General features: G+C 52.7%; 24 protein-coding genes and 1 tRNA gene. 13 read left to right on the top strand and 12 right to left on the bottom strand.

Annotation, left to right across the window (positions count from 1 at the left end; all coding sequences use genetic code 11):
* Positions 1-128: 128 nt before the first annotated feature.
* A complete protein-coding gene (locus GV827_RS07065; protein WP_164353087.1) occupies positions 129-2,546 on the top strand; it encodes a GcvT family protein in 2,418 nt (805 codons plus the stop codon).
* Between the two features lie 59 nt (positions 2,547-2,605).
* Positions 2,606-3,229: a nucleotidyltransferase family protein gene (locus GV827_RS07060; protein ID WP_164353086.1), complete on the top strand. Its 624-nt coding sequence runs from the start codon at positions 2,606-2,608 to the stop codon at positions 3,227-3,229.
* Between the two features lie 5 nt (positions 3,230-3,234).
* On the opposite strand, the gene GV827_RS07055 is transcribed toward GV827_RS07060, so the two are convergent.
* The 9 genes from GV827_RS07055 to GV827_RS07015 all read right to left on the bottom strand — a co-directional run bounded on the left by GV827_RS07055 (position 3,235) and on the right by GV827_RS07015 (position 10,172).
* Positions 3,235-3,435: a hypothetical protein gene (locus GV827_RS07055; RefSeq protein WP_164353085.1), complete on the bottom strand. Its 201-nt coding sequence runs from the start codon at positions 3,433-3,435 to the stop codon at positions 3,235-3,237.
* A 6-nt stretch (positions 3,436-3,441) separates the two neighbouring features.
* Positions 3,442-3,678 (bottom strand): Hint domain-containing protein, encoded by a 237-nt coding sequence (locus GV827_RS24085; RefSeq protein WP_164353084.1) that lies wholly within the window; start codon positions 3,676-3,678, stop codon positions 3,442-3,444.
* The gene (locus tag GV827_RS07045; RefSeq protein WP_164353083.1) at positions 3,654-4,340 is read right to left on the bottom strand and encodes a Hint domain-containing protein; all 687 of its coding nucleotides are present in this window, start codon (positions 4,338-4,340) and stop codon (positions 3,654-3,656) included. The genes GV827_RS24085 and GV827_RS07045 overlap by 25 nt, the downstream gene beginning before the upstream one ends.
* Positions 4,341-4,703: 363 nt before the next feature.
* Positions 4,704-7,856, bottom strand: coding sequence for a Hint domain-containing protein (locus tag GV827_RS07040; protein WP_164353082.1), 3,153 nt, complete (start codon positions 7,854-7,856; stop codon positions 4,704-4,706).
* A complete protein-coding gene (locus GV827_RS07035; RefSeq protein ID WP_164353081.1) occupies positions 7,853-8,002 on the bottom strand; it encodes a hypothetical protein in 150 nt (49 codons plus the stop codon). The genes GV827_RS07040 and GV827_RS07035 overlap by 4 nt, the downstream gene beginning before the upstream one ends.
* Positions 8,003-8,985: 983 nt before the next feature.
* On the bottom strand, positions 8,986-9,213 hold the full coding sequence (locus GV827_RS07030) for a hypothetical protein (protein WP_164353080.1): 228 nt from the start codon (positions 9,211-9,213) through the stop codon (positions 8,986-8,988).
* A 255-nt stretch (positions 9,214-9,468) separates the two neighbouring features.
* The gene (locus GV827_RS07025; protein ID WP_164353079.1) at positions 9,469-9,711 is read right to left on the bottom strand and encodes a hypothetical protein; all 243 of its coding nucleotides are present in this window, start codon (positions 9,709-9,711) and stop codon (positions 9,469-9,471) included.
* Position 9,712: 1 nt separating this feature from the next.
* Positions 9,713-9,901: a hypothetical protein gene (locus tag GV827_RS07020; protein WP_164353078.1), complete on the bottom strand. Its 189-nt coding sequence runs from the start codon at positions 9,899-9,901 to the stop codon at positions 9,713-9,715.
* 187 nt (positions 9,902-10,088) lie between these two features.
* A tRNA-Leu gene (locus GV827_RS07015) sits at positions 10,089-10,172 on the bottom strand.
* 104 nt (positions 10,173-10,276) lie between these two features.
* Here GV827_RS07015 and GV827_RS07010 point away from each other — a divergent pair.
* The 3 genes from GV827_RS07010 (at position 10,277) to GV827_RS07000 (ending at position 13,890) form a co-directional block, all read left to right on the top strand.
* Positions 10,277-11,551 carry a tyrosine-type recombinase/integrase gene (locus tag GV827_RS07010; RefSeq protein WP_164353077.1) on the top strand — a complete coding sequence of 425 codons (1,275 nt, stop codon included), beginning with the start codon at positions 10,277-10,279 and terminating at the stop codon, positions 11,549-11,551.
* A gap of 621 nt (positions 11,552-12,172) precedes the next feature.
* Positions 12,173-12,367 (top strand): hypothetical protein, encoded by a 195-nt coding sequence (locus GV827_RS07005; protein ID WP_164353076.1) that lies wholly within the window; start codon positions 12,173-12,175, stop codon positions 12,365-12,367.
* Positions 12,364-13,890, top strand: a complete 1,527-nt coding sequence (locus GV827_RS07000; protein ID WP_164353075.1) for a DUF4214 domain-containing protein — start codon at positions 12,364-12,366, stop codon at positions 13,888-13,890. The genes GV827_RS07005 and GV827_RS07000 overlap by 4 nt, the downstream gene beginning before the upstream one ends.
* A gap of 100 nt (positions 13,891-13,990) precedes the next feature.
* Here GV827_RS07000 and GV827_RS06995 read toward each other — a convergent pair whose 3' ends face one another.
* Both GV827_RS06995 and GV827_RS06990 read right to left on the bottom strand, forming a co-directional pair.
* A complete protein-coding gene (locus tag GV827_RS06995) occupies positions 13,991-14,533 on the bottom strand; it encodes a recombinase family protein (protein ID WP_164353074.1) in 543 nt (180 codons plus the stop codon).
* Between the two features lie 484 nt (positions 14,534-15,017).
* Positions 15,018-15,185, bottom strand: coding sequence for a hypothetical protein (locus GV827_RS06990; RefSeq protein WP_164353073.1), 168 nt, complete (start codon positions 15,183-15,185; stop codon positions 15,018-15,020).
* Between the two features lie 368 nt (positions 15,186-15,553).
* On the opposite strand from GV827_RS06990, the gene GV827_RS06985 reads away from it, so the two are divergent.
* From GV827_RS06985 to GV827_RS06950, 8 genes are all read left to right on the top strand, one after another.
* Positions 15,554-15,820: a hypothetical protein gene (locus GV827_RS06985; RefSeq protein ID WP_164353072.1), complete on the top strand. Its 267-nt coding sequence runs from the start codon at positions 15,554-15,556 to the stop codon at positions 15,818-15,820.
* 114 nt (positions 15,821-15,934) lie between these two features.
* Positions 15,935-17,476 (top strand): hypothetical protein, encoded by a 1,542-nt coding sequence (locus GV827_RS06980; RefSeq protein WP_164353071.1) that lies wholly within the window; start codon positions 15,935-15,937, stop codon positions 17,474-17,476.
* A 38-nt stretch (positions 17,477-17,514) separates the two neighbouring features.
* Positions 17,515-18,018, top strand: coding sequence for a tetratricopeptide repeat protein (locus tag GV827_RS06975; protein WP_164353070.1), 504 nt, complete (start codon positions 17,515-17,517; stop codon positions 18,016-18,018).
* Between the two features lie 105 nt (positions 18,019-18,123).
* On the top strand, positions 18,124-18,594 hold the full coding sequence (locus GV827_RS06970) for a MaoC family dehydratase (RefSeq protein WP_164353069.1): 471 nt from the start codon (positions 18,124-18,126) through the stop codon (positions 18,592-18,594).
* A 238-nt stretch (positions 18,595-18,832) separates the two neighbouring features.
* Entirely contained in the window at positions 18,833-19,306 is a 474-nt protein-coding gene (locus tag GV827_RS06965) for a DUF4188 domain-containing protein (protein ID WP_164353068.1), read from the top strand.
* A gap of 483 nt (positions 19,307-19,789) precedes the next feature.
* Positions 19,790-19,915, top strand: a complete 126-nt coding sequence (locus GV827_RS24080) for a VPLPA-CTERM sorting domain-containing protein (protein WP_164353067.1) — start codon at positions 19,790-19,792, stop codon at positions 19,913-19,915.
* Between the two features lie 721 nt (positions 19,916-20,636).
* Positions 20,637-21,215 (top strand): YqaA family protein, encoded by a 579-nt coding sequence (locus GV827_RS06955; RefSeq protein WP_164353066.1) that lies wholly within the window; start codon positions 20,637-20,639, stop codon positions 21,213-21,215.
* Complete coding sequence (locus GV827_RS06950; RefSeq protein WP_164353065.1) at positions 21,212-21,676, top strand: disulfide bond formation protein B; 465 nt, start codon at positions 21,212-21,214, stop codon at positions 21,674-21,676. The genes GV827_RS06955 and GV827_RS06950 overlap by 4 nt, the downstream gene beginning before the upstream one ends.
* Here the strand turns inward: GV827_RS06950 and GV827_RS06945 are convergent.
* A complete protein-coding gene (locus tag GV827_RS06945) occupies positions 21,673-22,098 on the bottom strand; it encodes an Lrp/AsnC family transcriptional regulator (protein WP_204325761.1) in 426 nt (141 codons plus the stop codon). The genes GV827_RS06950 and GV827_RS06945 overlap by 4 nt on opposite strands.
* Positions 22,099-22,152: the final 54 nt, after the last annotated feature.

Below are 22,152 nucleotides of genomic sequence, written 5' to 3'. Positions count from 1 at the left end.
GTGTCGCCACAGGATAGGGGCAATCGCATACAAGGCGTTCGACATAACCGACATGTCCTGTCGGAAACCTGCATGATAGACACCAAGACCGGCGGCAATGTCAGCCCATCGCCCAAAGGAGAGCCCTCATGCAAACATCAACCCGCGTTCTGATCATCGGCGGCGGCGTCGTGGGCGCTTCGGTATTGTATCACCTGACCAAGCTGGGTTGGTCGGACGTTATGTTGGTGGAACGCTCCGAACTCACGTCAGGCTCCACCTGGCACGCGGCGGGTGGATTTCATACGCTCAATGGCGACACGAACATGGCCGCACTTCAGGGCTATACGATACGGCTTTACAAGGAACTGGAAGAAATCACCGGCATGTCGTGCGGGCTGCACCACGTAGGCGGGTTGACACTGGCTGACAATCAGGACCGGTTCGACATGTTGCTCGCTGAACGGGCCAAGCATCGGTTCATGGGGTTGGATACGGAGATTGTCGGACCTGAAGAGATCAAGAAAATCGCCCCGGTCACCAATATAGACGGGATCATCGGCGCGCTCTACGATCCACTTGACGGGCATCTTGATCCTTCAGGTACCACACATGCCTATGCTAAGGCGGCACGGATGGGCGGTGCCACGATTGAAACCCATTGCATGGTACAAGAGACCAATCAGCGTGCCGATGGCACATGGGATGTGGTCACCGACAAGGGCACGATTCACGCCGAGCATATCGTCAATGCCGGTGGCCTGTGGGCGCGTGAAGTGGGCGCGATGGCCGGGGTGTATTTCCCGCTGCATCCCATGGAACATCAGTATCTTGTCACTGAAAACGTACCCCTGATCGAAGAGATGATGGCCGATGGCAAAGAACATCCTCATGTGATGGACCCCGCCGGGGAAAGCTATCTGCGGCAGGAGGGGCGTGGCCTGTGCATCGGCTTTTACGAACAGCCCTGCCGCCCCTGGGCGGTTGATGGCACACCGTGGTCTTTTGGGCAGGATCTTCTGCAAAACGACTTTGACAAGATCGAAGACAGCATTGCCTTCGCCTACAGACGCTTCCCCGATCTGGAGCGCGCGGGCGTCAAGAACGTCATTCACGGCCCGTTTACCTTTGCGCCGGATGGCAATCCGCTGGTGGGCCCAGTGCCGGGCATGCGCAACTATTGGTCAGCCTGCGGTGTGATGGCCGGGTTCTCTCAGGGGGGCGGCGTTGGTCTGACGCTGGCCCAATGGATGATTGAAGGAGAGCCGGAGCGGGACGTGATGGCAATGGACGTCGCCCGCTTTGGTGATTGGATCACGCCGGGCTACACGCTGCCCAAGGTCATTGAGAACTATCAAAAGCGTTTCTCGGTTGCCTACCCGAACGAAGAACTGCCCGCCGCACGTCCTCACCGCACGACGCCCATGTACGACATCTTTTCAGATATGGGCGCAGTATGGGGCCAGCAGTACGGCCTGGAAGTGGCCAACTACTTTGCCCAAGGGGACGAGCCCAGCTTTGAGACCCCATCCTTCAGACGGTCCGACGCATTTGGGGCCACCGCGCGGGAAGTTATGGGCGTCCGCAACGGTATCGGCATTAATGAGGTCCAGAATTTCGGCAAATATCTGGTCAGCGGCCCCAAGGCCCGCGCATGGCTGGACCGGATCATGGCTGGGCGGGTTCCAAAACCGGGACGTATGTCCCTGACCCCCATGCTCTCAGAGAAAGGCAAGTTGATTGGTGATTTCACCATCTCCTGCCTGACTGAGGACTGTTTTCAACTGACCGCCTCCTATGGCTCCCAAACGTATCATTATCGGTGGTTTCTCAATCACTTGGAAAGCGGCGTTAACGTCGATAACATTTCTGACCAGCGCACCGGTTTCCAGATTGCGGGCCCAAAGGCCCGGGATGTTTTGCAGGCCTGCACCCGTCAGGATGTCTCGGACATGAAGTTTCTTGATGTGCGTGAAATGACAGTAGGTCAGACAGCCTGCATCGTTCAACGGGTCAGCTATACCGGCGATCTGGGCTTTGAAATCTACTGCGATCCTATGGTCCAGCGGGCGCTGTGGCGGGTTCTTTGGACTGCTGGACAGTCGCAAGGCATGGTGCCCTTCGGGATGCGTGCGATGATGTCGTTGCGGCTGGACAAGTTTTTCGGCTCGTGGATGGCCGAATTTTCACCCGATTACACCGCAGCTGAGACCGGTCTGGATCGCTTCATCAATTTCAAGAAGAACGTCGATTTCATCGGGCGCGGGCCTGCCGAAGCGGAGCGGGCCAACCCTCCAGAACGGATGCTCGTGGCCTTTGATGTCGACGCGGCAGACGCGGACGTCCATGGGTATGAACCGATCTGGCTTGAGGGCAAAGTCGTGGGGTTCTGCACCTCCGGGGGGTATTCTCACTATTCGGGCAAATCCATCGCGTTGGGTTTTGTCCCCCGCGCCCGCATGGCAGAGGGACTTGCTGTCGAGATCGAGATTCTGGGGCAGATGCGGCCCGCCCGGTTGATCACGACCCCACTCTTTGACGCTGACGGCCTGCGGATGCGTGGATGAGACACAACGCAGTTTCATTCGACATGTCCATGGGCGGGACCTGTCCCTAAGGTAGAGGCATGTCTAGACGTTCGTTCCCAATCATCATCCTTGCCGCTGGCGCTTCCCGCCGGATGCGCGGGCGCGATAAGCTGCTTGAGATCGTTGATGGCCTTCCCCTGTTACGCCAGCAGGCGATGAAAGCGCTTGAGGTCTCCAGCGGCCCTGTTCTGATCGCCCTTCCCGCCATACCACATCCGCGATACGACGCACTGGACGGGCTGAGCGTTCAGACAATCCCGGTGCCTGACGCAGACGAAGGCATGAATGCCAGCCTTAGGGCGGCAATTGCAGCCCTCCCTGATGATGTCCCCTGCGCCATGCTTTTCCTGGCAGACCTGCCGGACCTGACAGTGAATGACCTTCAAAAGGTCGCCGATGCGATAAATCTTTCAAGCGACACGCTAGTGTGGCGCGGGGTGACACAGGACGGTGCGCCGGGGCATCCTATTGTTTTCCGTTCTGACCTGTTTAACGCTTTCAAAGCCCTTCATGGCGACAGCGGTGGTCGCGAGGTCATTGCCTTAGCCAAGGACCGGATCACATTGGTACCGCTTGCTGGAGACCGGGCGCGCCGCGATCTGGACACGCCGGAAGAATGGGCCGCATGGCGCGCTGAGCAGAAGGATAAGAACGGGACGTAACCCTTCTAATCCTCGCCCTTTTCGAGCACGAGAAGATGAGCTTCATGGGCTTTCAGCAAACGCCGGGCAGCCTCGAAATTCTTTAGGCCGCGGACGTCAACCAATTCGGGAAAGAGATCCAGAATTTGCTGCCGCTGATCACTCTTTATGCCTGCCATCGCCTGTTCGCCGGGGAGGAGACTTTCTGCCCACGTACCGTCAGCCAAAACGACCTAATGGCGGTCGAACATCATATGAATGTAGCTGACTTTACTGACCGGCGCTGCGTCCACGCCCTTCAGGCTGACCAGATGCCTGGCCGCCACCAAGACTTCGCTTTCCCGGAACATCACCTCGGCCAGTTCAGACGTAACCAGCATGCGATGGTTCGGGCTGACCATCATATCGCGCTGCGGCATACCGTTGCCCAAAGCACCCGCACGTATCAGAATTGGAAAGCGTTGCGGCATTTTGACAGGTCATGCCGGTTGAGATTGCGGCGGCCGATCCAGCGCAACTCCTGTGGACCGTTGTCGCGTGTAAACACGCAGTCGCCGGCTTTCAGCTGTTGAACAGACTTTTCCCCAGGCTTGGTGGCGATCATGGTACCGGGGGTAAAGCAAATGATGACTTCTTCGATCTGGGCATAGTTGGTGCGCCCGATCACATTGCCATCGCTGTCCAGAAATTCGATGCGGCCTTCTTCGGGTTGCCCCTTGATCAGGCGATAGGTGTCGCGGTCGATGCCGGTCAGGTCGATGCGGTCGATGTCGAGACCGTCCGCGTCTTCGCCGCCCAATATCTGGTGGTCGCCCGCACCGTCAAAGGTGAACCTGTCTGACCCCTGCTCGCCCAGCACCCGGTCATTGCCCGGCCCAACTGCAATCTGGTCCTCACCGTCCCCTGCAAAGACAGTATCGTCGCCGGTTCCTGCGGTGATTTCATCTGCCCCGGCACCGCCCAGCCAGATGTCCTGACCGTCGCCGCCATCCAGCGTGTCGGCCCCTTCCCCGCCATCAAGGCTGTCATCCCCCTCGTCACCTTCAAGGCTGTCGTCTCCGCTCTGACCAAAAAGCGTGTCCTGACCTGCACCAGTCGTTATCTGATCGTCTTCCGGCGTTCCCTGAAGCATATCGTTACTTGGTGTTCCATAACGATCGCCATAGCAGCCGCCCCCACGATACAACCTTGGGTTACTATACGCATTTTCCCACTGTTCGAGGTGCGTTAACTCAGAATTGGGCCTTGAACAGCCTAGGTTGAGGGGGAAAATCGCCCATAGCGTATCACCGGCTTGGATCCTGAAACAAAACGGAATCTGCCAGCGTAATTGTATCCCTTTCGGCAAGACAAAGCGCGATTAATGGCGACCACAACAAAAAGCGGGACAGTCTCCTGTCCCGCTTTCTTGTTCGCCCGTGGTGATACTCTCCGAGCAAACAGCTGCATATTAGGGGCGCGCGGCCCCCGCGCGCAGCTTTTATGTACCTAAGGCTTACTTCGTCAGAAGCTTCGCCTCGTGCTTTTTCAGTGATCGGCGAGCCGATGCATAGTCTTCGATACCTTGTCGCGTTGCCAGTTCAGGGAACAGTTCCAGAATTTCCTGACGCTGGGCATTGCCGATGCCAGCAAGGGACATATCACCGGGCTGGAAGCTTTCCGTCCATGAGCCATCGGAAAGGATGACCTCATGTTGGTCGAACAAGATGTGGATGTAGGTCGTGTGTGACACATCCACAATGTCCACGCCCTCTAGACCGGTCAGGTGCTTGGCCGCCACCAGGATCCGGTGGTTCGGAGAGACCATCATGTCTCGCTCAGGCAAGTCGTTGCCAAGAGCGCCTTGCTGGATCAGCACGGGCTTGAGGTGCGCTGCCTTCTCCAGTTCGGAACCCGACATCTCGCGGGCGCCAACCCAGCGGATTTCCTGAATACCGTTGTCGCGGGTTATGACACGGTCGCCAACCTGCAGCTCCTCAACTCGCCGCTCTCCTTTCGGTGTGGCAATCTTGGTGCCGGGCGTGAAGCAGGGAATGACGTTCTCGATTTCCTCAAACACCAACACATCGTCAAGTTCTTCGTCGTCTTCATCAAAGTACGTGACAAATCCATCCTCCCGGTCAGTAGAGGTATAGGTGATCTCAAAACGACCGCCCTCGGGGGCCGAACCGCGCAGATCAAGGGTATCGTTGTCCATGGGGCCGGAGCCCCCGTCGATTTCGTCACCGGCATTCACATTGATGAACAGGTCTTCGCCCGCGCCGCCGGTCATGGTGTCGATACCGTCGCCACCATCCAGCGTGTCGTCGCCTTGCGCGCCCCGCAGGGTGTCGTTGCCGTCGCCACCTTCAAGAAGGTCGTCGTCACCACCGCCGTCAAGGATATCGTCACCAGCGCCACCCAGCAGGGTGTCATCATCGCGGTTACCGCGCAGGGTATCATCACCGATGCCGCCTTCGAGGGTATCTTCGCCCTGACCGCCTTCGATGCTGTCGTTGCCCTGACCACCGATCAGGCTGTCATCACCGGTGTTGCCATCGATCACATCGTCATCGATTTCACCGTCTATGGTGTCGTTACCCGAGCCACCTGAAAGGGTGTCATCGTCGTCAGCACCAAAGATCAAGTCGTCGCCAGCGCCGCCATTGACCAAATCGCGGCCATTGTCGGGGTTACGATCAGGCGAGAACGGGAAGTCTTCGCTGGCCTCGTCCGTGATATTGACGACATCCGGGATCAGGTCGGGAGCATTGCCTGCATAGATCGTATCGTTGCCGCGACCGCCGGTGATTGTGTCGTCACCTTCGCCGCCAACAATACGGTCATCATCTTCACCGCCATCGATCAGGTCATCGTCGATGCCTGCGTTGATCACATCATCGCCGTCACCACCTTCGATGGTGTCGCGGTCGTCGCCCGTGGTGATGGTGTCATTACCTTCACCGCCGAAAACGTTGTCCGGGTCGTTCTCCGGATCTTCGTCGGGATCATAGCCCAGTGGATCGGTACCCGGCGCAAACGGATAACCGTCGTCCAGTGCGAGATCACCATTGCCCGTATTGATCAGGTCATCACCGTCGCCGCCGTCCACATCGTCACTGCCTTCGCCCGCCTCCACGGTGTCGTCGCCGCCACCGGCACGGACGATATCGTCATTTGGCTCTTCGCCCGGAAGGATCGCGTCTTCATTGTCGATAAAGTCGCCATCGGGATCGCCCGCGTATTCGGTATCGATGTCATTTGCGTCATCGTCACCTTCGACGATCCCATCGCGTTCCGTTGTTTGATCGCCGACGAAAACAAATGCCTCTGCGCTGTCGGTCAGGGCCTCTGGATCACCTGCTGGACGATCCGAAATGGTGTAGCTGATCACGGCTTCTCCCAAGAAGCCCGGATTTGGCGTAAAATCCAATGTGCCGTCAGGGTTGACTGTAACCTCACCGTCCGGACTGGTCGCTTCGACCACCCGAAGCGGATCGTCATCGGAATCATTGCCGAGAACAGAAATGCCCTCCAGCGTTGTTTCAAATGGTGTTTCTAGGGAGAGGTCGTCCACTGCTGTCGGGGCGTTATTATCGTCTTCTCCATCTTCGTTAACGGTAATGACGTGAACCGCACTATCCTCAAGGCTTTCTTCGTCTTCGATGGTGTAGCTGATGGTCGCGTCGCCGGTGAAGCCAGTCGCGGGTGTGAAGGTCACCGTGCCGTCACCGTTATTGACCAAAGTCCCTTGCGCTTCGGGAACGGTGGCCGAAATCACGGCAAGGGTATCACCATCAACATCCGTATCATTCGCAAGAAGATCTACGGTGATTGCTGTTTCAAAATCAGTTGTTTCCGCATCATCCATGGCGTCAGGAGCATCATTCACCGGATTCACCAGAACAGTCACTTCGCCGACGTCAGTATTCATGCTTGGGTCAGTCAGCGTGTAAGTGAACCCTGCTATGCCATCGAAATCTTCATTCGGCGTGAACGTGACCGTGCCGTCGCCGTTGTCCACAACTGATCCGTCGGGGCTGGCGAAATCGCTGATGGTCAATTCATCAGTGCTGTTATCAGGATCGGTATCATTATCACGAATATCAATGATGACGGACGTGTCTTCGTCGGTCTCTGCCATATAATCGGCAGCGGTCGGACCAAGGTCCTCCGGCTGCCCATCATCGAATACCAGATTGTCGATGGCGCCGGAGCCTTCAAAACGCACTTCCATGCGCGAAACCCCTGGCACAAGAAGACCGACCGTGCGCTCCCCACCGTCGACTGTCGGGGCAACGAATTGGTTGTCGATCACGACGCCATCCGCATCGCAGAAAATCATCCGCGTGCCTTCGCCCGAAGTCTCTTCGATATCCTTGAATGTCAGGCTCTTGATGCGCACGATGTCCTCGAAACCAAAGAAAATGCTGCCGCCAGCGTCGTTGTCGTCCGGGTCGCTGCCGTCGCCGTCCTCGGATATGATCAACAGTCCATCCAGCGTGTCTGATGCAAGATCATCATCGCCGCCGGTAGGATTGTTGCTGTCAAAAATCATCGCCTGGCCCGCGCCACCTATGGCGGAAACGGTAACCCCATCGGAGGCAAGGTATTCATCATCAATGACAGTGCCAGCGGCGAAGGCGTTGAAATCAAGTGTACGGATCATTGAATGCTCTCCTCGCCGTTGTTGCGCGCGGCACGCAGCGCGGCCATTTTGGAAAATGGTGCGGAAAGGGCGTGTGTTCTAGCTAACATGACGCGGTGCATGGCCACCCTGTCGGGCATCTGTGTGATCAGCGCACGCTTCATCATGTTCACTCCATTCAACTCTCGCCCCTCAGGCAACAGCTTGAAACCATGGGCGACACACGCGTTGCACCTGACAGAACGGAGAGCTGAAAAAAGCAGCAAGTGCCAAGAAAATCTCTCGGTCACTTCGTGAATACGGTCGCACGATGTGCGGCGTACACACGTCTCCCGCATCTGAAAAGATGCGCGAAAGTGTGGCGCCCCTGACCTACAAACAGTGCCCCCCATTTGGGCAATTCCATTCATACCGGCCCAAATAAGGCCAACAAAGGGAAAAATGTCCGAAAAGTGTCACGATCGGCCCTGATGGTGGTGAGGAGCGACCGAGTTAAGACAATTGTTTAAGTTCGGAAAACAAGCGATTGTTTCCAGACTGATTTCCCTGCATTCTCAGATTTCTTATAGAAACAAGCATCAATGCACTATTCACTCTGACCGGCTTTTCCGGAAATTGGCAACATTGTCCGTAAAATGGAAACAATAACCGGCCAAGAGTATATGAAAACTGGCGGCCTTGTTTTTGCCAAAGTTAATGACTTTTGTTCCTGACTTGGAACCAATAGCAGGAATCGCAATACACTGATGCGATTACCCAGTGCTTTCTGCCCCGATTCATACGAATCAAATTTTGATTTCAGCGTTGCTGCCTGAGTTCTACCGACGCAGTGCTTGCCTGCAAAAAAAAACCCGCAACAACTGCGGCGCACGTAACACGTCCACATAGAGTTATCATATTTGTTTCATCGGAAAACGGCGTCTGGCTTTACAGCCAGTGGTACCCAAGGCCGGGCGGTAGCGGACGGTAAAAAAACAAGTCGTTTCAGTGCTCAAGTGTCCCGAAAGTCGACCCAATAGCCACAAATAGAATCAATGTTTTACGAGAGAAGTGTCCCACGACTAGCCGGGATGCGACGGCTTACTTATTTTGAGAACTTAGCGAACTAGGCGAAGCCGTCCCGCACACCTAGCTGATAGTTGATAATCGACTAAGGGCGAAGGATCGCGTTATCAACAAGTCTGAAAGTCGGGCGAGAAGCGTTAATATGGGCAAGGCACTTGCGCCAGAGAAGTTCAGTGAACTCCAGCGTCACCGTCACCTTGGGAACGCGCCGACCAGAGCCTGTTTGAATGTAGCGATCGGAAATCAAAGCAGCGTTTTCCTGCATGATCGAGAGCAGTTCGAACCAGTCTCGATCGATTTCAAGACCGTGCATGCATGCTGCCTCTGCAAGATCGTGAACATTGTGACCAAATTTTTTACTTCTTTGTCGCGGACGCCAGTCTCGAGTAACCACGATTTAAAGTACAGTTCGATCGCGATCATCGCGCACTGCCGCACCGGATGAGGTTGAAACGCAGCTTTCGTATCTAGCTCGTCCAGCTGGATACCGGCGAGATGATAAGACCGTCCTACGTTTAAGTAGCCCAAAGCCTGATCAACTACTCCCGGCGCAGATCCGCCCACCACGTTATCGCTCCTTTTTGTCGCCATCGCTATCGTCCAAAAGATCCAGATGATCGTGACCTTGCTTAATGGACCAGACGCCAACTAATGTGAAAAGGCTGCCGAACAAAATGACGAAATAGAAGTCTTCCGCATCGGCGGAAGTACTTAAGAGAAGAGACAATCCAGCACCAAAGAAGGAGCCCAGACCAAGAGCCATCAGCGCTGTTGAAACGTATTTTATTTTTTCCTCTTTTGACTGCTTCAACTTAGTCACCCTGCCTAGACTCAATAGGCTTGATCGCGTCAAAGCCCCTTCGGGTGATATCGCCATTGGCGATGTAGCCATCGCAGGAAAGCACCTCCAACGCCGACCTCCATGCCGCGCCGGGATCATCAGGCAAGTCGCAATCTCGGATGCGGCGGAGCACACCCTTTTGAAATTCGCGAAGGCTCATTCCGGCTCACTTTTGTCGAGTTCTAGGTTTGAATTTCGGCACTAAGTCAAGCGTCAAAATACTATTCTGGAAGCCCGCTCACCAACTGGGGATTCGATAGTGAAAGGTCAGCGGTTCGAGTCTACTGTGTCCCACGCACGGAATTTGCGATATTTTTCTCAACAATATCAATAACTTGCGGACTAATTGGTACCCAAGGCCGGACTCGAACCGGCACGCCCGAAGGCGGGGGATTTTGAATCCCCTGCGTCTACCATTCCGCCACTTGGGCACCCTTGAAAACAAAGGCGTTTTTCAGAAACCTTGTGCCTACTAGACCGCTAAAGTACCCTACTAACGTCTACCAAAAGACTACCAAGGAACGCAGGGGATTCGATGCAAACCAAGATTTCGCAGAGAGTAATTGCAGGTCTGGACGCTACGGGCAAGAGGCAATTCATACGCGATAGCGACCTTGTGGGGTTCGGAATTGAAGGTTCCGCTAAGGGTAAATTCTCATACTTTGTAGAAACTCGCGTCAAAGGCTCGGGCAAGAGTGTCAGGACACACTTAGGTAACGTTGACCATATCCGCCTTGATGATGCACGTCAGGAGGCCCGAAAGCTACTGATGGAGGCCAAACGCGGGACAGACATTCGATTTAGACACGAAGAAGAAGAACCCCTGCCCGAAACGCTGGGCAAGGCTCATGAGGAGTTCTACGCAGTGAAGAAGCACAAACTTGCTCCCAGTACACTCGCTGATTACCGAAAGACCTTCAACAACTGCCTTGCCGACTGGAAACAGCTACCAACACGACAACTGAGCAGACGGATGGTGCAACAGCGTTACATCGAACTACTGGACGAGAAGAACCCAGCCTACGTTAACAAGGTGTTTAGGAACTTGTCGTCGGTCCTTAACTTCAGTGGCGTTCGTCCAAATCCCTGTGAGGTCATTAGTGACAAGGATCTGCGAGTTCAGGTCGAAGGCAAGTCTCGGTTTTTAAGTGGCATGGAAATCCACGACGTGATGCAGTGGCACTTTACCTTCAGACCCAGAGTAACCTCCCTACTCCTCTTTTATATGCTAACTGGTGTTAGGCGCGAAGAGGCCCTTGGACTTACCTGGGCAGACATACGCGAAGGCAAAGTTCACTTCCCACAAACGAAGAACAAGAAAGCGCATTTCGTCCCGCTAGTAGGCATACTGAACGGCTTGGTAGGCGAAAGAAGACCTGATGACGAAAAAGTCTTTCCGTTTACCAATGCCAGCCTGAGGACAGCCCTCGACAAGTTTAAAGCACAAGTAAAATTCCGTGAGGATTGGACGATCCACGATCTTAGGCGTACATTCTCCGAGCATATGAACCTCATCGGGTATGGTGAACTGGATATTGCAGTCGCTAATAATCAAGGGGCATCGGGTGTCACGCGGCGACACTACCTTAGCGGACAATTGGCAAAAGAAAATCTGCTGAACCGAATGTTTGAAGACCTACAAAGGCAGTTTGAGTACTACTATCGAGAGATCGGTGGTGAAGTGAAGAAAGTACCTAAAGACTGGGTGCCAACCGACATATTGATTGACGAGGACATAGCTGGCCGCATGACAAACGAAGACTGGGATGATTACGCTTCAACAATCGATAACTCTCGCGAAGGGTTCTGATTGAACCTGCGTCAAGCTTCACCCGTGCTGCCTTGTGGGGGTAGCAATACCAGTTAGTGTTCGACACATGTCAGACCAGCAAGACCCCCTGTTCCTTCCCTATATGACCCACATCGAGGCTAGGTGCTGGAAGTGCAAGCATGTGGCAACCTTCTACCCAGACCAGCTACCAGAAGGCATAACCGTTGAATCATTCACGAAGCGGGCGAAATGTAAGTGTGGTGCGAGGTGGCCTGAGATTGTTCCGTTTCCAAAGCGTGGGAACAGTTGGTAGTAATGATGAGTCGCTCTTGGGGGAAAAGCCTTCTTTTGGATTCGTTGCTGATAAATGCGAGGTGGCAATCCGTTAGCTTGTGATCTGGAGGGTCCCATCCGGTGTTAGTGCAACCCGCTTAAAAACTGACCAAAAGGCTCCCTTGGGTGCGCCAACCAGATGCCTCGATGCCACATTCCACCGTAGAGATTCACATAACTGAGACGGCCTTGATCTATATCACTTTGGGGGTGGGTGTTACCTTGGCTATTGTTGTGGCGAATGACGTTCCGCTTGGGGCGGTTTGCAACAATGTGAGGACTGGTTAAATTTTGGCTGATGACTTTAGACGCGCATTTGTTCGGCATATGGAAAAACGTAAAACTACCATCGCCCAGATTGTAAACGCTACTGGATTGTCACGCGACGTGATCAATAAGTTAAAGGCGCGGCCGGGGTCATCTACAACGGTGGAGAACGGCATACTGATAGCAGCATTTTTTGGTAAAACAGTGAACCAATTCGTTGAGATGGACAGCAAAGATGAGGACGAGCAGTTATGACAACATATACTCTTCGCGCAATCGAATTACGGTACGATCAGTTTGACAACGGATATCCTACGGAGAGCACTCTAGAGATTGTTGTGCCTGACGGCATATTTGGCTTCTCTTACAGTATTTTGCAAGAATACGACAACGCCTTTCCCGATGTCGAGCTTTATTCGGATGCATACTCTGTCAACATTCCCTCGGGGGAAGTGTCACTTGGCTCGAACGGTTTCAATGAGGTTGGTATTCTAACTTGGAACTACGGAAATTCATCAACGGTATTTCTTACGGTAATCCCGTATGGCACCGGTAGCTTTCCAATTTCCACCGAAATTCTTTTACCCTTGGCGGGTAGCGTATTGCCCACACTTGATTCATTGAACGCCTTTCTTGACTGGTATGACAGTATAGTGCTTGGCGCTTCGATAAACAGTGGCACTTTTGCCCCAAATCAATTTATTCCCTTTAGCGCTATCGAGGGAATAAGTGTCACCGAGAACGATGTCGTAAGAGGGGGAGATTCAGCTGATACCTTTTCCAGTGGGGTTGGTTCAGATCATCTGATTGGCAATGGGGGAAATGACCTTCTTTCCGGTGGTGAGGGAAACGACACTTTAGACGGCAATCAAGGGAACGATACCTTGTATGGGGGTAACGGCTCAGATTACCTCTACGGTTACGAAGACGATGACTATCTTTCCGGTGAAGGTGGTGATGATGTGTTGGTTGGCGGTCAGGGTAATGATACTCTCAACGGAGGGTCGGGCGTAGACACGGCAGTTTATTCAGGCTCACAGGGATTCTACACGCTGACCCTAAGCCCTATCGCAACAACCCTTGAAGACCGTCGAACCGATGGTAACGGCACAGACACGCTTGTAGACATGGAGTTCCTTGATTTCGATACGGACTTCTTTGGTTCACCGTTTGATCTGAGGGAATTTGGGGGCACCACAGGTTTAGCTGCAGAAGACTTCGAGTCCTTCATTGAACTCTACATAGCCCTATTCAACCGAGCACCGGACGCCATCGGCCTGAACTTCTGGGGCACCGCATTTGCCAACGGGACAACGCTTCAAGACATGACGACTCTATTCTTTGATCAGGATGAAACCCGTGCCCTCTATCCTGAGACATTCACCAATGCAGAGTTTGTAGAAAGAGTGTACCAAAACGTCCTTGGCCGTGAATATGATCAAGATGGGTTCGACTTCTGGGTTCCCGTGTTGGACGATGACACCAACGACATTGGGCGTGACACCTTCATCTTTGAGTTCCTAGGCGGAGTAAATCCGAACACCCCGGATGAGACATTCTTGCAGTCCAAGGTGGACATCGGTGCCTACTTTGCAGTGCACAAAGGCATGTCTGATGTGGATAACGCTTCAGCAGCTATGGCCCTCTTTGACGGTACACAGGGAAGCATAGACGACGCTGTAGCAGCGATTGATGGTTACTACACAGATGCACTTGATCCAGTGAATGGGGAGTTCTTGATGCAGGTGGTGGGCGTACTGGATGATGTCTTTGTCTAAGATATTTTTGTTTGTTTTGGATTCTGAGAGGGTATTCCGGCGAGGTACTACCCCAGTGCTAATATCTGGAGGGGCCCCACTCAGGTATTAGGGTCAATCACTACCCGTTCAGTATCCGGTGCACTGACATACGTGAGACACTCATGGCTTCTGCGATCTTGTAAGTGGACAGACCTTCGGCTTTAAGCTGGTGTACCTTGTCCCGATCAATACGAGGCTTGCCACCCTTATAAACACCCTTGGCCTTAGCCTTGGCGATACCCTCAGCCTGTCGCTTGCGTATGATGTTCCTCTCGAATTCTGCAAAGGCTCCCATCATCTGAAGTTGTAGCTTGGCGAATGCGTCATCTGCGTTGGCACTGAAGGTCAGGCGTTCAGACAGAAAGCTGATTGTCACACCCTTGTCGTTCAATGTCTGGATAATGTCCTGTAGGTCACGAAGGTCACGCGCAAGGCGGTCAATCGAGTAGACTACAACTGTGTCACCCTCACGAGCGTAGTCCATGAGTTGTTGTAGCGCTGGGCGGTCTGAGGCTGACTTACCGGATAACTTCTCCTCAAAGACCTTATCAACCTCACCCAAGTCCTGACGATCAAGGTTCTGGTCAACTGTGGAAACGCGTCTGTACCCGATAATCGACATGGCAATATCCCCTAGTGGTAACATCTAGGTTTAGACTACAGAGATTCCGGTAACAAAACAAGCAAAAATAACCCTATTGTTACCGCACAATGGTAACACGTGGGTAGCACCACCAGCCTCTACCCAAATGTGACTGATAAGGGTGACTCAAGTGTTTGAGAACGGCACCAACTCGGATTGATCGCCCCAAGCCACCACAAGGGAAATGAGCACCCCCACACGAGAGAAATGCTCAGGTCCTCCCGAGAAAATCAGCGATTAGCTAAGAAATTCACTTGACACAGAGGCTAAAAAACGCAGCCAAAACAGACACTTGTTACTACTACCAACACTGGGGTAGACGGGTGATCTAGCTTTGGATTTCTAGCTTTATCGGGTTGCTACAAAAGCATAATACTATTAATTATCAATGCCTTAATCGAGTGGGTGGGTTGGGCTGTAGCGTGTGACGTGGATGCTACACCAATCTACCGAGGCAGCTAGCTTAGAGCACGGCATCCGCTAGAAACAATATGCTGAGTAATACAGCCAGTATCGCAAGATGCGCCTGAGACTTATTCCGTTTTTCTAAATCATCTTCATGCAATTGAGTTGAAACCTGCGGTGCAGGATGTTTTTGAGCAGACATAACAGTATCCAAGTTGGCAGACATTGGCGAGCATCTTCATATTGAATATCAAATAAGGCGAGAACTGGGCGAAACTTGGGTTTAAGCTTGCCGAGTTTGTGGCTTTCCTGGGGTGGGCCTGGGGGATGCCTACAGAAACCGTCAAATGAAGACTGGGAATAAGTCCAAAACAGATGTACGCTTGAGGACCTCTACTCTGTTGCGCCCCCTTGGTTCCATAAGCCTTGGGGGTTTCTTTTTGGGCGGGCCGAGAGTGACCCGTTATTCGAACAGGTTCCTATAAAGACCTTATAGCTTCTTGTTCGGTTACCAGACAGGATCAGGGCCTTGTTATGGGGTCATCAAGTTAGCATGTATGGGTTAGCCATAAGAAAATCTGCGATTGGGACACTATGAACGATCAAGACCCAGAAATCATCTATTCAAAGCGCACAGGCAGCTACCTCGTGGATAACGAGCGTGTGGAGGTACTGATTTACAAATCTGACACGGACCCCCAGTGGATACTTGAGGTTGTCAACAGAAACGGGACTTCAATCGTTTGGGATGATGCTTTCATTAATGACGACATGGCGTGGCGGGTTTTCCAAGATACGGTTGAGAACGAAGGTATCAGGGCATTCCTAGACGAAGATGACCCTCGGATGACCGTGCATTGATCCCCTGCTTCTGTCTTAGGGCATGTATTTAGCTGGACACCACAGGCAGCCGCCCTTGGGATCTCATCACACAGATTGCATGGTCACGATAAGCTGAACTGGGGGACAGACTACGTGGCGGATTTTGACGTTTGGTACTCCAGACCCTTTGATGTGCACGTTTGGTCCGAGCATCCCAAGGTAAATGCCGTTGTAGCGCAGGTTTACGACAGCCTGTCAAAAGCCCAACAGCAATCCATTCAAGGTAAGAGCTACAACGCAGGTCGTGCCAGTGGTAAGACGCACCTGAAGGTAGTTCTGCTTGATCTGTATGTTGCTTGGAAGACTGACCCGGCCTTGTGTATTGGGATCGCGCGGGGCAATGACGCCTATAAGGTCAACAGCCGGTACAATGGATTGCACATATCTCCAAGAGTAAAGGACGTGGTGCGCTCTCTGGATGAGCAGAACTACATAGATTTCAGGAAGGGCAGCCACAGTAGAACAGGATCAAGCAAGGGCAATCGTACCTCCCGTATGAGAGCAACCAAACGCCTGACCGACCTGTTCCTAAACCTTGATCTCGAACCCTATGAACTGGACCTCCATCACAACAAAGAATGTATCGTACTCAAATATCATGATGTGGCTGATAATGGTGAGCCAACCAGTCAAAGAGGGCAAAAGAAGTCAAAGGACATCGAGTACAAAGACACACCTGAGACCATTCAAATGAGGTCTGAACTTAACGACTACAACGCACTATTGGCTGAGACCTACATCGACATCCCCTCTTTAACTGAACCTCACATTACACGCACGAAGACCAACGGTGATACGCAGGTCATCCCGATTGACCAGAACAACAAGTTCGTCAGACGCATCTTCAGCAGAGGCTCATGGGAGATGAATGGACGCTTCTATGGGGGATGGTGGCAGCAAGTTGGGAAGGACTACAGGAAGCAGATCGCAATCAACAACTTCCCCACCGTCGAGGTCGACTACAAAGGTCTGCATGTTGCCATCCTAAGTGCACAGAAGGGCATACAAGATGATCCCAAGGACCGCTACGATTTGGGCCAACAACTACTACCACAGTTCAATCTTCAAGAGCAGAGGGCAATCGTCAAACTTCTGGTACTCACTGCCATCAATGCCAAGTCAGAGGAGAGTGCCTATGGTGCATTCCGCAATGATCAGCCCACAGGGTCTCTACAGAAGAAACTGACCAATACTGAACTATCCCTGCTGCTAAATGCCTTCACCGACAAACACCCACACCTACAAGAAGACTTGTGTTCAGATCAGGGTATTAAATTGATGAGGATAGATAGCGAGATCACTGCAAAGGTGTTAAACGCAAGTGCAGACCTGAAGGTCCCGATATTGTCGGTCCATGACAGCTACATAATCTCAATCTTTGATGTTGAACTCCTTCGGGAGTTGATGAGGGAAGCCACAAAGGAAGTCGTTGGGTATGCTCTGTCTGTGGAACAAGAAACCTTGAGTTATGAAGACATTATAGATCAACACTATAGAGAAACAGGCACAGGAAAAGACGGAAATGTCGAGCTCTTCAGAGAAACAGCTACCATCGATAACAAGACACCAGAGTATGAAGAAAGAATATTAAGATTTATAAATCATAGAAAGACCAACTACGAAGATACCTACTGAATGATACCACCCTCCATCCATTACTAGGAAGAGTTGAAATGCTGTCCATAATATCATCAAGGATCATCTCGCTAAGCCTTTTGATGGTGAGCGGACAGGATGCCTTGGCACAAGATTATGATAAAGGCTTAGCTCATCGTCATAATGGTGAATTCCAAGAAGCGTATGTGCAGTTTTTGGAGTTGGCTGAGCAAGGGGATGCTGGTGCTCAATTCAATTTAGGTCAGATGTATGCTGGTGGCGAAGGCGTTCCTAAGGATTATAAAGCGGCATTTAAGTGGTTTTTACGTTCGGCAAAGCAAGGGCGTGGGCCTATCCAAGGGTGGTCGCAAGTTACGTTGGGTGGCATGTACAAAAGAGGCCGAGGCGTCAAGAAAAGCAACCTATACGCTTACATATGGTATCATATTGCAACTTCTCAGGGGGCTATGTTTGCAAAGGTTAATAGAGACCACATCGCAAAGAAAATGACGTCAGCAGAGATTTCAGAAGCACAGAAGCTAGCAGTCGAATGCATCAAAAAGTCTTACAAAGGGTGCTGAAAGTAGATGTGATGACGAACCCTGATCATAGCCTCCCGCTACTGTAAAAATAGAGATTAGGACCCAATACCCCCATGATCCGGCAACAACTAGGACAGACAAGCAATGACTGAGGCTCCAGATACGCTCAGCTATATCCCCTTCGAAAGTTTTCAGGTCGGGCAAAAGCAGACCTTTGGTGCTTACGAGGTGACCGAAGAGGAAATCATTGAGTTCGCAGAGAAGTACGATCCCCAGTTTTTCCATCTGGATCACGAAGCTGCAAAACAGTCTCTTTTCGGTGGTCTTTGTGCTAGCGGCTGGCACACATGTGCAATGACCATGGCGATGATGGTTGAAAATATGGATGCCAAGGGCCGCTCTCTTGGTTCCCCCGGAATTGACAGTCTTCGTTGGCTTCGACCGGTGTATCCAGGTGATGTGCTCTCTGTGGAGCAGGAAGTACTTAAGACCAACCCTTCGAAAAGCCGTCCGGAGATTGGGATCGTGGTCAGCAAGGTCTCAGTGAGCAATCAGAAGAATGAAGTGGTGATGGAGTTCATCAGCAATGGGATTTTCTCCAGAAACATGACCTGAAATATGGCGGCAAATATGGCGGCGGGTGATCCTAGTGGTGCTACAGAGAAAGCAAATGCGAACAGGATGACACTGGAAGTGCCTATCGGTCCATAGCTGGTACTTTGAAGGTGAGAGCCAAAGGGAAGGCAGCAAAGAGGCGTTCTTACGAAGATAACCGTCTTGTTGCGCGGCCGAGCCCAAGAGCATAAGGTTTACACAATTCCGTGAAGTGTGCGGCAAGGATCAGGGGCAAAACATGGCGATCATAAATGCTGAAAGGCTTGCGGCCCATATCGATGGGGATTTCGTCGTTTTCCTGATCGGCGCAAGGATAAACAAATGGTGGCAAGTTCGGGACTTGATGTGGTTCTCTAAAACTATGCCGAAGATGCTCAAAGAGCTGTCAGCATTGCCAAGCGAGGAAACCGGCTTTCTTGGTTATCAAACCCTAAGCATGCTGATTAATGTCCAGTACTGGCGGAGTTTTGAGCACCTAGAAGCTTATGCACGTTCGAAGGACAGAGAGCACTTCCCCGAGTGGGTCGAGTTCAACCGCCGCTACAAGAACCGACGCGGCGATGTTGGGATTTGGCATGAGACCTATCTGGTAAAAGACGGTGCCTACGAGGCGGTCTATTCCGGCATGCCATCCTTCGGTCTCGGAAAAGTTGGAGAGCTAGTTCCTGCTACCGGAAATCGCGAAGCAGCAAGGCAACGCCTAAGTTCCTAGTATCTAACGTACAGTTCAGGCCAAGGTCGTTCGTTTGGGTAGTACCCCAGCCTAAAACATACCCTGTGCCTGTTTCCTTATAGCTTATAGTGCAAATGACCCGTGGGGAGCCATTAGAGCATTTTATATGATGAACAGCCAAAATCATTATATACCCCTCTAGTGGCCCTTATATCGAGTGTGTGGGCACCTGCTTATTGCCTTTATGTTTACTCATATACCAGCTACAGTAACTCTGCTGCACCCTTGCCACAGTTTCATCGACTGTCCTGATCTGTTTTTGCAGAGGTGAGTGATGCGGCATCCCCCTCGTTCATCCATAGCCTTCACCAGTCTTGCCTTGGAAAGCGAGGGGGAACTTCTGTCACGAGGGTTTTGCGCAGGGATTGCAGTCCAAAGTGGGTGGGAGCGGGAGAATAACCTGTGTAATTACATTTAGGCATTGGTATTATCGACTTGAGCAATAACAATAATTCCTTCCAAATGGGCGCCCAATTGACGTCTATCTCTGTTGTTTCTCCCGTCCCCCTACCTGCCGGGGGCATTCTCTTGCTGTCAGGCTTGCTCGCTGCGGCTGGTTTTGGGTATCGCAAGAAACGGGACGCCTAGTCCGGTTGGGCACCTGCTTATTGTCATTGTGTTTGCGCATGTACCAGCTACAGTAACACTGCTGCACTTCTCGCCACAGTTTTACCTGCTGTCCTGTTCTGTTGTTCGCAGAGGTGAGTGGTGCGGCACCCCTCGTTGCAGGCGGCACCCCTCGTTGCAGGCGGCATCCCTAAGATTCCAGATTTCCTCCACACTCTTGACCAATTGTTCATCAACCCTGGCACCCCAACAAAAGAGTAACCCGTGTGACGAAAGCTGTGTCAGCGTCTTGGAAGGAGGAGTATTTGGCTTCGCTTCGGCGGCAGTTACCCCCTGCGGATGACGACAGTTCACTAGTCGACGCAGGTAATCGCGGCATCACCGTTGACTGGATCGTCGTAACCGTTTCGATAATTGGCTTGGTGGTAGTGTTAGCTGCATCTATTCAGGCTGGTGAGAACGGGATTGTCGGTCAGGTTGCCTCGGTGTTCTGAAGTCTACCAATTGACTACCATTTGTTCAGTCAATATAGCTTATTATTTGATTTATATGGATTTATTTATATTTTCAGGGAGGCTTTTGAAACCCCTGCGTCTACCATTCCGCCACTTGGGCACTGTGTGTCAGTCTAGCGTGCCTTAGAAGTCCGGGCAAGCGTATTTTGCCATCGGCTCTTGCCCCTGCTCTTGACCCCGGCCGGGCGACGTGATGTTGCAGTGATAAACCTGATTGGCAGCCCACGATGTTACAACGCCTCTATGACTGGACACTCAGCCTTGCGCAGCATCGTCACGCGCTTTGGGCACTGGCGATTGTGTCATTCGTCGAGAGCTCGTTCTTTCCAATTCCACCAGACATCATCATGATCCCGATGATCATTGCACGACCAAACCGGGCCTTTTTGATTGCTGGGATTGCGCTGATCTCGTCTGTTCTGGGGGGATTGCTGGGTTATGGGATCGGCGCTTTTGCCTATGAGACGATCGGTCAGCCAATCCTTGCGGCCCTCGGCAAAGGCGATGCAATGGCCGCATTCGCGACCCGGTTCAACGATGTGGGGTTCTGGGCCGTTCTTGTGGCTGGCATTACCCCCTTTCCCTACAAGGTCATCACGATCATGTCCGGCTGGACGGCAATGCCGCTGGGCACGTTTATCGTGACGTCAATCCTCGCCCGCGGGCTGCGCTTTTTCATTGTCGCGGCATTGCTGTGGCGGTTTGGCGCGCCAATTCGGAATTTCATTGAAAAGCGGCTGGGGCTGATGTTTACCCTCTTCGTTGTCCTCCTGCTGGGCGGCTTCATGGTGGTGAAAGTACTTTGACCAGAAAAACCTTGATCCTTTTGGCCACGCTGGGCTCTGCGGCCCTTCTGCTTGGCGCTTTCGGCTTTCAGCACATCGGCGGCTTGCTGCCCTGCAAGATGTGCCTGTGGCAACGCTGGCCCCATGCCGCTGCTGTCGTGATCGGCACAATACTACTGCTGGGGGGACCACGCATTCTGGTGTGGACGGGCGGGTTGGCGGCGGCAACAACCGGGGCCATTGGTACCTATCACGCAGGTGTTGAATGGCGCTGGTGGCCCGGGCCGACATCCTGCAGCGGCGGCGGCACCGATCTGGGCGCGTTGGATGGCGGTGCTTTGCTTTCTTTGGATACCCCGACAGGCGTCATCATGTGTGATGAGATCGTCTGGCAGTTCCTCGGCCTTTCAATGGCGGGATGGAACGCTGTCATCGCTTTTGGGCTTACCGCGCTCTGGATATTGGCCGCCCGGCGGGCCTAGCTTGCCTTCCGGGTTTTCAGCAACAAGTTCGTTTCGCTTGCAACGATCCCGTCCAGCCGCCGTATCCGGGTAAGCACAGCATCGAAAGCCTCAAGCGTTTCTGTTCCGATCTCAACAATCACGTCCCACCGGCCATTCGTCGAATGCACCGCGCGTACCTCGGCAAATCCGCTCAGCTGACGGGTGATCCGCTCCGTGCCACGTCCCTCGATCCCGATCATCATCAGACCGCGCACCGGGTCGCGCATCACATCTGCCCGGGTCAGAACCGTAAAACCCACGATTTCACCGCGCTCCTGCAACCGTGCTATCCGCGCGCGAAGCGTTGTGCGTGACGTGTTCAAAGCGGCTGCCAGATCGGACAACGGTACGCGGGCATCATGGCGCAGCTCTGAAATGATCCGGTTGTCCAAATTGTCCAATATTTCCTCCATTTCGGACTAAAATCTGTCAATATGGACATTTCATCGGCTTGT

The organism is Sulfitobacter sediminilitoris (assembly GCF_010667575.1).
GTDB classification, from domain to species: Bacteria; Pseudomonadota; Alphaproteobacteria; order Rhodobacterales; family Rhodobacteraceae; genus Sulfitobacter; species Sulfitobacter sediminilitoris.
This window is presented reverse-complemented; position numbering and strand designations above follow the sequence as displayed.

Coding starts and splice junctions, on each gene's coding strand:
- GV827_RS07000 (WP_164353075.1), top strand. CDS start 12,364: ATGACAACATATACTCTTCGCGCAATCGAATTACGGTACGATCAGTTT.
- GV827_RS07010 (WP_164353077.1), top strand. CDS start 10,277: ATGCAAACCAAGATTTCGCAGAGAGTAATTGCAGGTCTGGACGCTACG.
- GV827_RS07060 (WP_164353086.1), top strand. CDS start 2,606: ATGTCTAGACGTTCGTTCCCAATCATCATCCTTGCCGCTGGCGCTTCC.
- GV827_RS07020 (WP_164353078.1), bottom strand. CDS start 9,901: ATGAGCCTTCGCGAATTTCAAAAGGGTGTGCTCCGCCGCATCCGAGAT.
- GV827_RS06955 (WP_164353066.1), top strand. CDS start 20,637: ATGTTACAACGCCTCTATGACTGGACACTCAGCCTTGCGCAGCATCGT.
- GV827_RS06970 (WP_164353069.1), top strand. CDS start 18,124: ATGACTGAGGCTCCAGATACGCTCAGCTATATCCCCTTCGAAAGTTTT.
- GV827_RS07030 (WP_164353080.1), bottom strand. CDS start 9,213: ATGCACGGTCTTGAAATCGATCGAGACTGGTTCGAACTGCTCTCGATC.
- GV827_RS07035 (WP_164353081.1), bottom strand. CDS start 8,002: ATGATGAAGCGTGCGCTGATCACACAGATGCCCGACAGGGTGGCCATG.
- GV827_RS06975 (WP_164353070.1), top strand. CDS start 17,515: ATGCTGTCCATAATATCATCAAGGATCATCTCGCTAAGCCTTTTGATG.
- GV827_RS24085 (WP_164353084.1), bottom strand. CDS start 3,678: ATGCCGCAACGCTTTCCAATTCTGATACGTGCGGGTGCTTTGGGCAAC.
- GV827_RS07040 (WP_164353082.1), bottom strand. CDS start 7,856: ATGATCCGTACACTTGATTTCAACGCCTTCGCCGCTGGCACTGTCATT.
- GV827_RS06985 (WP_164353072.1), top strand. CDS start 15,554: ATGAACGATCAAGACCCAGAAATCATCTATTCAAAGCGCACAGGCAGC.
- GV827_RS07045 (WP_164353083.1), bottom strand. CDS start 4,340: ATGCTTCAGGGAACGCCGGAAGACGATCAGATAACGACTGGTGCAGGT.
- GV827_RS07005 (WP_164353076.1), top strand. CDS start 12,173: ATGGAAAAACGTAAAACTACCATCGCCCAGATTGTAAACGCTACTGGA.
- GV827_RS06965 (WP_164353068.1), top strand. CDS start 18,833: ATGGCGATCATAAATGCTGAAAGGCTTGCGGCCCATATCGATGGGGAT.
- GV827_RS07065 (WP_164353087.1), top strand. CDS start 129: ATGCAAACATCAACCCGCGTTCTGATCATCGGCGGCGGCGTCGTGGGC.
- GV827_RS06990 (WP_164353073.1), bottom strand. CDS start 15,185: ATGTCTGCCAACTTGGATACTGTTATGTCTGCTCAAAAACATCCTGCA.
- GV827_RS06995 (WP_164353074.1), bottom strand. CDS start 14,533: ATGTCGATTATCGGGTACAGACGCGTTTCCACAGTTGACCAGAACCTT.
- GV827_RS24080 (WP_164353067.1), top strand. CDS start 19,790: ATGGGCGCCCAATTGACGTCTATCTCTGTTGTTTCTCCCGTCCCCCTA.